The following is a 13,282-nucleotide window of genomic DNA, read 5'->3' on the forward strand; positions in this document are numbered from 1 at the left end:
TGCCACTGCACCCGACGAGGATGGATCTCAACGATCGCCGTAGCGTCCGTCTGTCCGGTCCGGACGGTCGCCGCGGCTTGTCGCCGGTTGCCGATCGACGCCGACAAGGCGGAGCAAATCCGCCGTGCGCACGCGGTACGAGGTTCCGATCCGAAGCACCGGGCAGGGGAAGGCGTCACTCTTCGCCAGGTCGTAAGCCTTTGTGCGGCCAACTCCGAGAGCGCGGGCGGCGGTCGCCAGGTCGATCATCGCAGGAAGTTGCAGTAGCTCGTCCTGGTTGAAACTGCTGGTGGTCATCACCCTGGTCCTGTGGTCGAGGGGAGCGGACGCCAGGGGCGTCTGGCTGGAGAGGCACGGTCTGGCATGCCTCGACACGACCATCCGGTTTCGGTGTTGCTTGTGGCGCTACCCGTTCTTGGTAGCGGCGTTCCCGGGAGCGCCGGTAACACGGCTTGCGCTCCAAGGTCGGGTCGTGTTTCCTCGCCGGTTCGGCCGTTCTGTCCCTGGCCTTTAGTCGTCTTGCTTCGTGAATCTGGTGACGCTTCCGAATGGCGCCGCCTACGGGCCGCGGAAGGCGTCAGACCGCTGCGGCCGTCGTCGGAACTACTGGGGCGCGTCCCTCGGAAACAGCAGCCAACGGGCCGGGTGCCGGCGTGACGCCGATTGGCAGCGGCCGGGAAACGCCTCGTCTGAAACCTGACGCCGGTGCGGCAGCCAACGGGCTGCCACCAGTGGAGGTGACGGGATGACGAAGCGCGCCGACGGCGGGTTCGGATGCAGTTCGCGCGACGATGCTGCGCCTGCTTAAGGGACGTCTCGTAACCCCGGTGTCTGTCTGCTCAGGATGATCACCGAGGATGCCTGGGTGCAGGTGATCACGGCAGCGCGCCCGGAGTGGATCTTTCCGTTCACCGGGTTGCAGCCTGCCCAGTTCCGCAGGCTGGTCCGGCTGGTCGCCGAGCGTGGCGGTGACGGCATCGCCGACGGCCGGCCGGGACGGCAGTGGGCTCTCGACCTCGCCGATCGGGTGTTGCTGGTCGCCGCGTACTGGCGCACGAACCTGACCATGCGCCAGATCGGTCCGCTGTTCGGGGTGTCGCACTCCGCGGCGCACCGGGTCATCGACACCCTCGCACCGCTGCTGGCCCTGGCGCCGGTGCGCAAACGGCCGGTCGAGCAGATCGCGATCGTCGACGGGACGCTGGTCCCGACCCGCGATCACCGACTGGCCGCCCGGAGCAAGAACTACCGGTACTCCACCAACCTGCAGGTCGCCATCGACGCCTCCACCCGCCTGGTCATCGCCGTCGGCGCCCGCAGCCCGGCAACCGCAACGACACGATCGTCTACCGCACCTCGGGCATCGCCGAGACGTTGGACGGGCGACCGGTGATGGCCGACGGCGGCTACCGCGGCAACCCCGAGGTGATCATGCCGTACCGCAAGCCCCCCGACGGCACGGATCTGCCCGCCTGGAAGGAAGCCCTCAACGTCGAGGACCGCACCGTCCGAGCAGGGGTAGAACACGCCCTGGCCAGGATGAAAAACTGGAAGATCCTGCGCGACTACCGCCGCGCCGGCCACACATTGGCCGACGCCGCTTCCGGCATCGCCAACCTCCACAACATCATCCTCACCGGCTGACCACCGCCCCGGCCCAGGGCAACACCTTCACCCAGTTACGAGACGTCCCTTACCAGCGAAGACTCCATCTCCACCAGATGCGGCTGGAGTACTAGCCAACCGTACCGTTGATTGCCCAATACTGGCCCAGCTGTCAGGCGAGGTAGGCCGACCTCGGACGAGCCATCCCGGACAACGAGTGCCGGCGGTTTCGACCGCCGGCACTCGCGCGATGCCACTCTCCAGATGAGTCAGAGAAGGTGCTGAATTACTTCGTCCGGTACGGAGCGGCAAAGAATGCGAAGAAAATCAGCAGAACAAAACCGGCCGATTGCACCCATTCCTGCCCGGACCTCGACGCGACCACCTGGGTAACGAATGCCAGGGCCAAAATCCCGACAACCCAGAAGGCCCATCTGGCGACGGTTGGCCTCTGCCCGCTCATCATGCCTCCCGCAAAGTTGTCGTCGATCACCACCACCTGCTCGCCCACTGGCGCCCTCCACGCTCACGGTGCGAGCCGGACCGGCCGTACCCTCCGCGTCCATGGCCGCGGTGCGATGCCTTGACGTTCCGGCCTGCGTAACGGAGCTTGAGATACTTACCGGCGCCGCCAGTCACCGCGCCATAGGCCGCCCCCTTGGCTGCCTGACCGCTGCACCGCCTGCTCCACCGGTAGCCGCTGTCGTGGTAACAGTTGTATCCGTAGCCAGCGCCGCCGACCACAGCACCGACGATGATGGCACATGCGATGCCAGCGGAGGCGAGGCAGGCGGCTGCACCACCAACGGCGAGCGCTCCGCCGACCACCCACTTACCGTTCGATCGCCACCAGCGCTTGGTGCTCTGCCAAGCCTTCTTCTTCCACTTGGAGAAGCTCCGTTTACCGTCGAGGTCGGAGCAGTTGACCGGATCGCCCGAACAGTAGTCGTACGGGTTAGCGTTGCCGCCGTAGATCGGGTCGGTCTGCAGGAACCGGCCGGTGGTCGGGTTGTAGAGGCGGACGCCCATTAGGACGATGCCGGACGGGGCATCGGCGGCCCGTTGCTTGGTACCGAGCCACCCGTACCGCTGGGTTCCGAGGTCATCGGTGTTGCGCGGGTTGCCGTATTCGGTAGCTTCGCTGGTACGGGACAGGCCCTCGTCGTCGGCCTGAACAGTCGCGACCACGTCGCCGTGCAGGTTGGCCACCTGCCAGTCGACTTGACCGCTCTGACTATTGAAGATGCCGGCCATGCCGGCGAGCCCGGAGACCGGCCGGGTGAACCGGTCGACCGCCTCCTGGGTCCAGGATGGGCTGTCGTCGTCTCCGTCGTAGTGGTGCACCGACTGACTTGCGGCGCCGCTGATGGTGGTGTCGGTCCAGGATCGGATGCGCTCACCGGTGACGTCCAGTGCGTAATCGGTGGTGCGACCGTTTTGGGTGATCGTGTCGACCAGGTCCGTCACGTGGTACGCCGCGGTGGCATTGCCGCCGGCTGGGTTGCCGGTGTCGGTTGCGGGGACGGTTGTGGTACGGCCGAGTGCGTCGTAGACGTATCCCGGGGCAATGACCCGGTCCGCGGTGTCGTATGTCCAGGTCCGGGTTGATGTCGCCGTGACGGTCTGGCAGGCACCTTCCGCCGCCGGAGCGTACTCGGAGAGCGTGTTGCGGTTCGACGAGGTGCTGAACCCGTACGACCGGGTGGTGCACTGGCCGCCGATGGTGTCCTGGATCGAGGTGAGTCGGCCAGCCTGGTCGTAGCTGTAGTTCTGCTTGGACAGGCTGGACGACCGGTCTCGCCATTGGCCGTGCGTCGATTCCACCACCGACTCGGTATAGAGGGTGCAGTCGGTGGCCGCGCAGCCGGGCTTGACGTAGGTCATGCCGACCTGGGTGCTCGTCTCGTCGGTCTGCGTGGTCACCTGAACGCCGTTCGGCCAGGTCTCCGCTGTCAGTGTGCCGTCGGCGTCGTAGCTGCCGGAAAAGACGCCGGCCTGCGTGTCGTTGACCGAGGTGAGTAGGCCGCGCCGCTCGGCGCCACCGTCATAGGTGTAAGTCCGGGTGGCCTTGCCGTCGTTGCTGGTCGCCACCCGCCCGAGCAGGTCGTACGTGGTGGTCGAGGCGGCTCCGTCGGCGTCGGTGTACGACGTCTGCCGGCCCAAGCTGTCATACCCCTTCTCCACCTGCGCGGTCGCCAGTCCGCCGACCACCTGCTGACTGCGCAGCAGGCGGCCGGTCGCGGGTTCGTAGACGTTCCGGCTGATGGGCACTGCCGTGCCCAGGCCGGCGGCGGCGGCCACGCTTGTCTCGTACGCCCGGCCCGCGTTGTCGTAGGTCGTGGTAGTGGTCCGTAGCATGCCGGCGCTGGTCTTCTCGGTGACCACCCTTGGCTGGTTGAACATGTCGTAGGTGGTGGCTTTAACCGGCAGCTCTGGCCCGCTGGCGGCTTGGCCGCCGGGCTGCACCCGGCAGGGCAGGTTGGACCACTCTGGCTTGAGGTCACACTCGCTGTAGCCGGAACCGGAGGTCGCCCGGTAGTAGATGGTTGTCTGGGTGGCGGGCGTGTTGGTGGTGGCACCGCCTGCCGGAGCCGTAGTCGAGGTGGCCAGGGCGGTGATCGGGTCGTACGTCGTGCGCGTGGTCTGGGCCAGCCCAGCCGGGTCCACCGTCACCACCGTCGGCTGGCGCAGTGCCCAGTCGTACAGGGTGGTGGTTGTCCTCTGGTCGGTGTCGCTCTCGACGCCGTCGCTGTCCTTGACCCAAGCCGCGACGACCTGGGTGGTCACCAGGTTGTACGGGCCACCTGTAGTCGGCGCGCCCTGGTCGTAGGTGTTCGTGGTGTGCTTGCGCCCGCGCACGGTGGTGCCGGTCGCCAGCATCACGTCGTGCTCCGGCTCCAGCGTGCTGGTGAGCCGCTGCCCGTCGGAGGAGTAGTTGTTGAGGGTGGAGTAGCGGCGGGCGAGCGTGCTCTCCGTCGCCGCGTCGTCCGACGATCCGGCGTTGAGGGCCCGCGCCCGGTTGCCGGCGGTCAGCGTGCGGACGGTGTTGCCCCATTGGTCGTACCAGGTGGCGCCGATGTGCCCTCCCGGCGTGGCGGTGTTGACCACACGGGCGTTGGCGTCGAGGTAGGTGACCGTCGCGCGTTCGTACGACGACGGCAGGGATCCCGTTGCCGGGTTTCCGTTCGGGACCTGGTTGGCCGGGAAGACCGCGGTGGCGTCGGTCGGCGCTTCGGTCTGGGCCCACCGGCTGGTTTGCCCTGGTGAGAGGTCGTACGGTGCGCCACTGCCGGAGACCGGCACCTTGTAGACCACCGTCTGGGTGGCGGTTCCGGCGGTGAGCGCCGAGCGGGTCACCTTGTGCAGCCGGCCGGCGCCCGGGTCGGTGGGGATGGTGGTGTAGCTGAGCTGCCACGGCTCCTGGGCGACAGGCTTGATGATGCTGAGGACTCCACCCGCGGTGTAGTCGTAGGTGTCCCAGAGGTGGCGGGTGGTGCCGGCGTCGTTCCAGTCCAGGCGGGGGTCCCAGCTGGCCCGGAGCTTCCCGGCGTTGTCGTATGCGTACCTGGCCATCGGCACGGTACGCATCGCTGGGGTGGCCAGGTCCGGATCCCAGGCGGTGAAGGCGATCTCCTTCACCCGGCCGGTGTGGTCGCCCCACGCCGACTCGGCAGTGCCGGTCGCCGTCGTCGTCGTGGCGTAGGTGAACGTCAGCGCCCGGCATCCGCGGGTCAGCGTCGTGCAGTTGACCCCATCTTGGACCGGAGCCAGCATCCGGGTCGGCCGGACGACCTCCTTGCCGTCGACGGTGGCCTTCTCCCAGCCCAACGTCGTGGTCTGGTTGTTGCCCGGCACGGTCACCGAGGTCGGGAAGTACTTGCCCGCAGCAGTCCCGGTGACCCGGGTGAACAGCACCGTGTTGCCGTCCTCGTCCGTCATCGCGTACGAGTCGCCGGTGGAGTTGTACGTCAGCTTGAGGAACTCCATACCGACTTCGGGATCGAAGACGGTGGCAGTGCGTTTGGTGAAGCCGATCGTGTCACCCTCCGGCAGACCGACCTGCACCAGCGAGCCGAACACGCTCAGCGACGTGTAGGGCGACTCGGCCTCGTCAACTACAGTGCCCGACACCCAGCCAGGCCCGAACATGTTCGCCGCATCCGTCGTGCCCGCTCGCCGGGTGTTGTACGCGCGGGTGACTGTGAGGTCACTGCCGAACGAGTCGACGGAGACGTCGGTGTCGGACACCGTGTAGTTGCCGGTGATGAGGTTGACCGAGCCGGGCCCGATCTCCTGCGCCGCCGCCGACGCCTGGTCCCGGTCGAAACTGATCTTCACCGCACTGGAGGTGCCCTCAGTGCCACCGGTGAAGGTGCCTCGCAGTTGGAGCGGGCCACTGCGGGGGATGGACTCCGCGTCGGATGCCGCGAGGGTGGCCTCGACGTTCCAGTTGAGCTTGGGGAAGTTGCCTCCACCGCTGGTCGGCAGCGGCCACGTCACCGCGCCGCCGCCCGCAGCGACGCTGGCGTGCCCAGCCGGGATGTCCACCCACGCATCGGCGTCGCCGCGCCGCCACTGGTACGTGACACCGGCGGCGGCCGCTTGGCCCACGCCAGTGATGGCCACCTTCGCCGCGGTGATGTCACCCTCCTTGGGCGAGGTCACCGCGCCAGAGCCGACGTCGAAGGTGTACGCCTGGATCGCCGACTGGTTGCCTGCCCGGTCACGCGAGCGCACGTACAGCGTCTGCGGCCCGTCAGCGGTCGGGGTGATCGAGACGGTGCCGCTTCCGCCGAGGCTAGCCGCGTTGACGGTCTGGTTAGGCGGGTTGACGTTCAGGCCGTACTCGTAGGCGGAGACGTCGCTCACGCCGGAGGCGCCGAACGTGAAGTCACCCGCCGTCCCAGCCGCTCCGGCCCACTGCCCCTGCGGGTAGGCGGTCGACGCCACTGAGGGTGCCGCCAACGGCGCGATGGTGTCCACGATCATCGCGCAGTACCCGCTCCACGGCCCGTTGACCAGGGTGTCGGTCCCGCGTACCCGCCACGAGTATGTTGCACCCTCGCCGAAGACGCCGGCCGGCACCGAGGTGGCCAGCCAGGAGCCCGACGCGCCCGGCCCGACGATCGCACCACCGAGCCTGGTGCCGCCGTCGGTCAACCACTCGAATTCGGCCTTCACCTGCGCCCCGTCGGGGTTGGTGATCTGCGCCCGGAGCTGCGGTGTCCTCGTGTTCACGTAGGGGGTGCTGGACCCGGTCGCGCACGGTAACGACGGCACCGTCGCCCGCGCCGTGACCGTCGTATACGAGTCGTAGTTGACGACCGCGTACGGCACCTCGGCCGGCGCTGACGCGTTACGGGACCGGAACTGCTTGAAGGCGGCGCCGTCAGTTTCCGAAGTGGACCGAATGCCCATATCGGCCCGCGTGTCACCGACATTCGCCGCGCGTTGGAAGAAGCTCGTAGCCGCGATGGATGACCAGCCGTCGTTGCAGGAAGTGTCGAACCCCTTGGTGGCCGTCGAGGTAGCCTCCTGGTAGTTCCACGCCGGCTGGGTGCCCCAGAGCACCCCTTCGGAGACGGGCCCAACCGACCAGAGTTCCCACGACCGCGCCGAGCAACTCCCCGACCAGAAATTCCAGAAGTACATGGTCGCGGAGTTGATCCTCTTGCCCACCAGAGCCGTGGTGTCCCAGCGGGCCAGGGCGCGAGCAATGAGGCCGTCCGAGGAACGGCCCAATTCCAGGTCCTTGGCGCCACCCCGGTCGACGCCATCGTTCTGCTTCACATACGTGTCGAACGTCGTCGACACCGGGTTGAGCTGCGGGTCAATGACCACCGGGTACTGCCGCTCGGGAGCAGTCAGCCACGCCATGTCCGGGCGCAGGCTAAAGTCGGCACGACGGCCCCGGTTCTTGACCTCAGTCAAGGCACCGACCTGGGCAGAGACCACCTTCTGCTCGGTCGGCTGCCCCGCCGCGTCGACGTGGGCGTCCCACATCTCCGGCGCGGCGGATGACGCGATCTGCCGACCCTTCCCGTCCCGGAACTTGATGTTGCCGTTCGCCTCCCGCGCAAACGACCTCAGTCCCTCACCGGTGACGGGCATGCTCACCTGAGCGACATGAGCCGCCGCTTCGCGGGACTTCACCACCAAGAACGTCTCGACACCGGTCCGAGTGGCCTCCACTACAAGGTCCACGCCAGGGAACACCTCGGCGTACACAGCCTTCGCGCCCTCGACAGTCGGCGCCGGGAGCCGCCCGCTCCAACCAAGAGCCATCCGACCATCACCGGTCTCCAGCGACGCCAGTTCTCCATTGGACGACGCTGGCCGCGCTCCAGACAGCCGCAGGTCGCCCGGATGAGCCTTCGGTGCCACCGAACCGTCCGGCTGAGCGGCCATGGCAAGGTCCACCGGAATCCAGTCGCCGCTTCGCCGCATCCGCACCGGGGCGAGGTGGACCACCGCCTCCACCCGCCCGTCCGGCAACGCCCAGAAGTCGGACGTCTCCGACGTCATCCCGGTGATCTGAACCTTCTTTTTGGTCAACCGCGCCGTCACCAGCGCCGCCGCCTCATCCGGCCGCTTCAACACCTGCGGCTCAGCCTGAGCACGCTCGGCCGGCTGCGGAGCCGCAGCGGCCGGCGGCGCGGCCACCCAATCCGCCATCGTCGCTGCCAGCACCACCGACAATCCGACGGCTACCATCCGCCCGCCGCGACTACGCGACAGGCGCGGGATCCGAGACACCGGACCCCACACGGATCTCCCTCGATTCACTGACCCTCCTAGATGTATACGGAACGTCGATCAGCAAACTACAGAGACGTGAGATCATCATCAGCCGGACGGACAGCGACGATCACGCCTCGGGGGATTGCCACAGGCACCGCTCAATCGGCCGGTGAGCGCGAGGAACACGTCCTCCAACGTCCTCAGGCCTGTGGATCTAACGGCGCTTCCGACCTGACCCGTCGGCCGTCGTGCCTGGTGAAGCAGGTGCCGTGATGAGCGCGACGCTGAATAATGAGACCAGCGGAAGAATCGACCCGAGTTGTCCGCGGAAGTCGCCAACAAGGTCGACCTGCTCCGGTGCCCGGATCCGCTGCATCCGTCGTGCGGATGCCCCGTGCACCGGTCGTTGCGAGACAGCATCGAGAGGTCACCGCCGCGTGGGGTTCCGGTGACGGTTGTGCTGACCGGGGAAGGGCTGTGACAGGTTCGGTCAGTGCGCATGCCGTGAGGCGCGCAGAGCGTGACGGCAGCTGCGGTGGGGCGGTCAGGCGTGGCGGGGTTGTGGGTCCCCCGTTTACCCCCCGAAAACCATGGCCAATCGTTGACGAACGGTGACAAGCGGCGATCAGCGCATGGCGGTGTCTCTGCAGCTCAGCGACCACTTTTGGCAAGCAATGACAATCTTGATTCCGTTACTTTCGGTAACAAGGGGTCGTCGGTTCGAATCCGGCCGTCCCGACAGACAAAAAGCCCTGACCAGCGGAAACGTTGGTCAGGGCTTTAAGTTTGTCTATGGGGTTTTGAACCGCCCCCCGAAAACCCCCATTTACCGGGGTCGGCAACCAGGTTCGTCATCCCTGCGCATCGTTGGGCAATGCGGGTGTGGGACGTGGCCCGCGGTCGGTGCCGAGTCGCTGGAGGATGTCTGAGACGTCCGGGGCTTGGGCGGGCTTGGCGATGTAGTACGTGGCGGTGACCTCCTCGCTGGAGTGTCCAAGTTGTGCTGCGGCGCTTTTCGTGTCGGTCTCTTCCTGCCGCTTCGGATCGACTACGTCAGCTGGCATAGCTGGAGGTGCCTCATGCGAGAAAACCATCCCATCGATCGACTCGTGGTCGCGCTCGAAGACCAGGTATCCGCATCAATCGTCAGCACGATGCAAGCGTCGATCGAAAGGCTTGCTGACCGGCGGACCTGGGTCCTCGGTCCGCCGGTCTTCCTTGACCAGTCAGATGAGCACGGCTCTCACTGGGTGGGGTTCGGGCTGATGCTTTATACAGCTCTGCCCCCTTGGGGAGAGCAGATCGATCCTCAGGTGGACAGGGCGCATCTTGAGGAGGTCAAGGAGCTGCTCGGCGAAGTCTGTCGTATCTCGGATGAGTATGGTGCCTCATTCCAGGCTGAGTACGCCGGCGAACTTGTAGGCATGGTCGAGTCTGGTCAGATGGACTCTGGGCTTGAGGTCACACTGATAGGCGAGTGGGAGCGTGTTCTCAACGCCGCGAGCCCCCGTGGAATGACACCGGGCAGCAGCGCATGACGTGGTCGATGGGTGTCCCGCAGACACGCCCTCGATTCGACAGAAGCGGATGCGCCATACCGCCGGTGCCGGCTCGCTGGTAACGGAACGTTACGATGGTCGGCCGTCCGTTCCTGTGGGACTCGCTGAATCCACTGACCTGCCGGGTGGGCCGATCAGATGAACGCGAGCGAGCTGAAGAACGCCGGGTAGCAGTCGACATAGATGTCGTAGACGCCGGGCGGCACCTGCACGGGGCCCAGGGTGGCTCCGTTGGAGCACCGGGCGCTGACCGCGGTCGTCGGCTGGCCGGTGAGGGTGCAGCCCTGGAACACGATCAGCCACGGGTCGATGTACTGCCCGGCGTACGGGCAGGAGCCCGACATCACCGAGAAACCGCCGCCCTTCGCCGGTGAGGCGGCGGCCGCCGTCGACGTCGTGACGCTCAACGTGCCGGCGGAGCTCGCCGATGTCCGCTCGGCTCCGATGGCGGCGACAGCCGCGTCACCGCTCGGCGCGGGTGCCGCGACCGCGGCGGACGGTGCGGCCATGAACGCGGCGAGTATCGCCGTCGCGGCCAACAGCAGACTGGATGCGCGGAGAATGCCGGATCGTGCTCCGGCGGGGGGTCGACTACGCCATGTCATAACCAGAACCACCTCTCGAGTGCTGTGCGATCTGCGGATGCCGGGGCGCGTACCTGGTCGCGCCCGACCCGGCCGGGCCGTCGTCTGACGTCCATGGCGAAGCGTCCCAGGGTGCCGGTGGCCGGGTCTTCGTGACAGGGCGAGAATCGGGTCGCCGGCGTACCCCGGTTTTTGCGAATGTCCGCAAGGCTGTCCAGTCCGCGTCAACCGGGCGGCGTGGCCGGAACGCATCGATTACCGTTGACCGGCATGGGCGGTCTGTTCAGCCTCTGGCGGCAGCGAGTGGCCGACAACGCCCGCCGGGCGGTGGACGCCTACCAGGAGGAGCTGCTGGAATACCGCAACCTCGCGGCCGTGCCGCGGGTGCGGTCGGAGATGCTCGATTTCGCGGTCTTCCTCCGTCAGCGCACGGTCGACCTCGCGGCGGACAGCGCGCCGTTCCACGTGCAGGATCTGGACCTGATGGCCGCGATGGGCCGCCAGCGCGGCGAGAAGGGCCTCACCCTGACCGCGCAGCGGCAGGTGCTGCTCGTGCACACCCGACTGACGCTGCGCGAGGTGTACGAGGCAGCCGGCCCGAACGACATCGCTGCGACGATGCACACGCTTGCCTGGCTGGCTCCCGCGGGACTGGCCGCCCAGGGCGCGTACACCCGGGGCTGGATCGAGGGGCAGCGGCGCACGCTGGCGACCGTCGCCCAGGTGCGGCTGCTGACGGTGATGCTGCTGGCCGGCGACGACAGCGCGACGGACCTGGCGCGCGGCCTGCACATGCCGGTCCCCGACCACGTCGTCGCGACGGTGGTCCGGGTGGCCGGCGGGTCGCCCGGGCCGGACCAGGCGGCGCGGGACGAGTTCGCCGGCGCGCTGTTGAAGACGCACTGGATGCCGCTGAGCTGGCCGGAGCCGCACGAGGTGGTCGCGCTGATCCCCAGCTCGCCGGGCGGCCGGCAGCCGGCGGTCGAGCGCGGGCTCGCGCTGGCCCGCGACGTGGCCTCGATGACCGGCCGGCCGTGCGCGGCCGGCACCGCGCCCGGGCGGGTGCGCGCGTTCGACGACGCCGTGGCGCTGGCCCGGCAGGTCAGTGAGGTCGCACCGGTGCGGGCCGTGCCGCGCCACGCGTACACGGTCACCGACGTCTTCGCCGAGCTGGGTGCCGCCCGGCTGGCGGAGGTCGGGCAGTGGCTCCAGGTGGTGGCGGCGCAACTCGACGCCGGCCCCGACCTGGTCGCCACGCTGGACGCCTACTACCAGCACGACATGAACCGGCTCGACACCGCGGCCGCGCTGTGCATCCACCCGCGCACGCTCGACTACCGGCTGACCCGGGTGCGCGACCTGACCGGACTGGAGGCGGGCTCGACCCGCGGCGTACGCGTGCTGAGCACCGCCGTCGCCCGGATCCTCGCCGGCTAGGTCAGCAGCCGGGTGAGCTCCTTGGTGCGACTGCTGAACATTCGGTCATAGTGGACGCTCCGCGCGCCCACCCGCGCGTATATCGTGACGGGCACGCATAGTCAGGTATCGATTGCAGAGGGGGCGTCGACATGGCGATATCAAGACGGGTGGCCCTTGCGGCATCCTGGCTGGTAGCGGGAGTGGGCGCGCTGACCGCCCTCGCCATGATCTCTGTGGTGCCTGGTAGCGCCTCGGCGGACACAGTGGCAGGTGGATGCCGGGCGACGGCGCGTACCGACTCGCATTGGGGCAATGGTCCGACGAGCGGCGCGGTCGTCGTCGTCACGGTCACCAACACCGCGACGACGCCCGCGACGACCTGGTCGGTGACGTGGACGCTGGCGGACGGCCAACGGGTCGTCAACGCGTGGAACGCCACGGTCAGCACGTCGGGCCAGACGGTGACCGCGGTCAACCTCGCATGGAACGGCAGGCTGGCTCCGGGTGCCTCCACGACGTTCGGGATGCAGCTGGCCGGCTCGAGCTCGGCACCGGCGTTGAGCTGCAGTAACGATGCCGTGTCACCGCCCTCCTCGCCGCCGGTCTCCAGCTCGCCGCCGGGGACTGAGGACGTCAGGGTCACCGAGGCCGACACCCGGACCGCGGTGACCCTGGTCCTCGGGCAGACGCTCGGTGTGTCCCTGCCGTCGAGCTACCTACCGTTGACGTCCACCAGCCCGGCGTTGACCCTCGTGTCGAGCAGCGGCGGATACCCCACCGGTCAGCCGCTGACCGCGCTGTTCCGGGCGGTCGGTACCGGTTCGCTCGACCTATCCACGGTGAGCGACGACCCGTGCTTCCACACGACGCCACCGTGTGCGAGACCGGTCCTGCAGTGGACGGTTCACGTCAACGTCGTCCCCGCGTCGCCGGCCGGAGACGTCAACCTGACCCAGGCCGCGAACCGGACCACGGTCAATCTGGTCGTCGGGCAGACACTCGGCGTATCGCTGCCCGCGAACTACCGGCCGTTCACGTCCGTGAACCCTGCGTTGGCCCTCGTGTGGACCACCGGTGGTTACCCCACCGGGCAGCCGCTCAGGGTGCTGTTCCGGGCGGTCGGGGGCGCCTCGTTCGACCTTTACACGCAGACCGACACGGCGTGCAACCACGACCCCACCCCGTGCCCCAGCCCATACCAGCCGTGGACGGTACGCATAAACACCCTCTACCCGCCGCCGTCCCGCTGACCGGGCCCACACCGACAAGTCGATCACCATGCACCTCGCCGCCACGCGCGCGCCGGCACCGGCGATGATCGCCAGGTATCGGCGCACTCAGGGGAGGCGAATGCCGGGCCTGCGATTGACGCGC

At 68.0% G+C, this 13,282-nt stretch carries 7 protein-coding genes and 1 pseudogene; 4 read left to right on the forward strand and 4 right to left on the reverse strand.

The window, feature by feature from the left end:
- Positions 1-27: 27 nt before the first annotated feature.
- Positions 28-297, reverse strand: coding sequence for a helix-turn-helix transcriptional regulator (locus tag ACGFH8_RS17395; protein ID WP_393368048.1), 270 nt, complete (start codon positions 295-297; stop codon positions 28-30).
- Between the two features lie 568 nt (positions 298-865).
- Between ACGFH8_RS17395 and ACGFH8_RS17400 the strand changes: the two are divergent.
- A pseudogene (locus ACGFH8_RS17400) lies at positions 866-1,644 on the forward strand (transposase family protein).
- 247 nt (positions 1,645-1,891) lie between these two features.
- Here the strand turns inward: ACGFH8_RS17400 and ACGFH8_RS17405 are convergent.
- Positions 1,892-2,116 carry a hypothetical protein gene (locus ACGFH8_RS17405; RefSeq protein WP_393368050.1) on the reverse strand — a complete coding sequence of 75 codons (225 nt, stop codon included), beginning with the start codon at positions 2,114-2,116 and terminating at the stop codon, positions 1,892-1,894.
- Complete coding sequence (locus ACGFH8_RS17410; protein ID WP_393368052.1) at positions 2,095-8,280, reverse strand: RHS repeat-associated core domain-containing protein; 6,186 nt, start codon at positions 8,278-8,280, stop codon at positions 2,095-2,097. Before ACGFH8_RS17410 ends, ACGFH8_RS17405 begins: the two co-directional genes overlap by 22 nt.
- Positions 8,281-9,425: 1,145 nt before the next feature.
- On the opposite strand from ACGFH8_RS17410, the gene ACGFH8_RS17415 reads away from it, so the two are divergent.
- Positions 9,426-9,884, forward strand: coding sequence for a hypothetical protein (locus ACGFH8_RS17415; RefSeq protein WP_393368053.1), 459 nt, complete (start codon positions 9,426-9,428; stop codon positions 9,882-9,884).
- Positions 9,885-10,039: 155 nt separating this feature from the next.
- Here ACGFH8_RS17415 and ACGFH8_RS17420 read toward each other — a convergent pair whose 3' ends face one another.
- Positions 10,040-10,510 (reverse strand): hypothetical protein, encoded by a 471-nt coding sequence (locus ACGFH8_RS17420; RefSeq protein WP_393368055.1) that lies wholly within the window; start codon positions 10,508-10,510, stop codon positions 10,040-10,042.
- A 249-nt stretch (positions 10,511-10,759) separates the two neighbouring features.
- On the opposite strand from ACGFH8_RS17420, the gene ACGFH8_RS17425 reads away from it, so the two are divergent.
- Positions 10,760-11,926 carry a PucR family transcriptional regulator gene (locus tag ACGFH8_RS17425; protein WP_393368056.1) on the forward strand — a complete coding sequence of 389 codons (1,167 nt, stop codon included), beginning with the start codon at positions 10,760-10,762 and terminating at the stop codon, positions 11,924-11,926.
- 131 nt (positions 11,927-12,057) lie between these two features.
- Complete coding sequence (locus ACGFH8_RS17430) at positions 12,058-13,158, forward strand: cellulose binding domain-containing protein (RefSeq protein ID WP_393368058.1); 1,101 nt, start codon at positions 12,058-12,060, stop codon at positions 13,156-13,158.
- Positions 13,159-13,282 lie beyond the last annotated feature (124 nt).

Origin of the sequence: Micromonospora sp. NPDC049175 (assembly GCF_043197345.1) — a bacterium.
In the GTDB taxonomy this organism is placed as follows: Bacteria; Actinomycetota; Actinomycetes; order Mycobacteriales; family Micromonosporaceae; genus Micromonospora.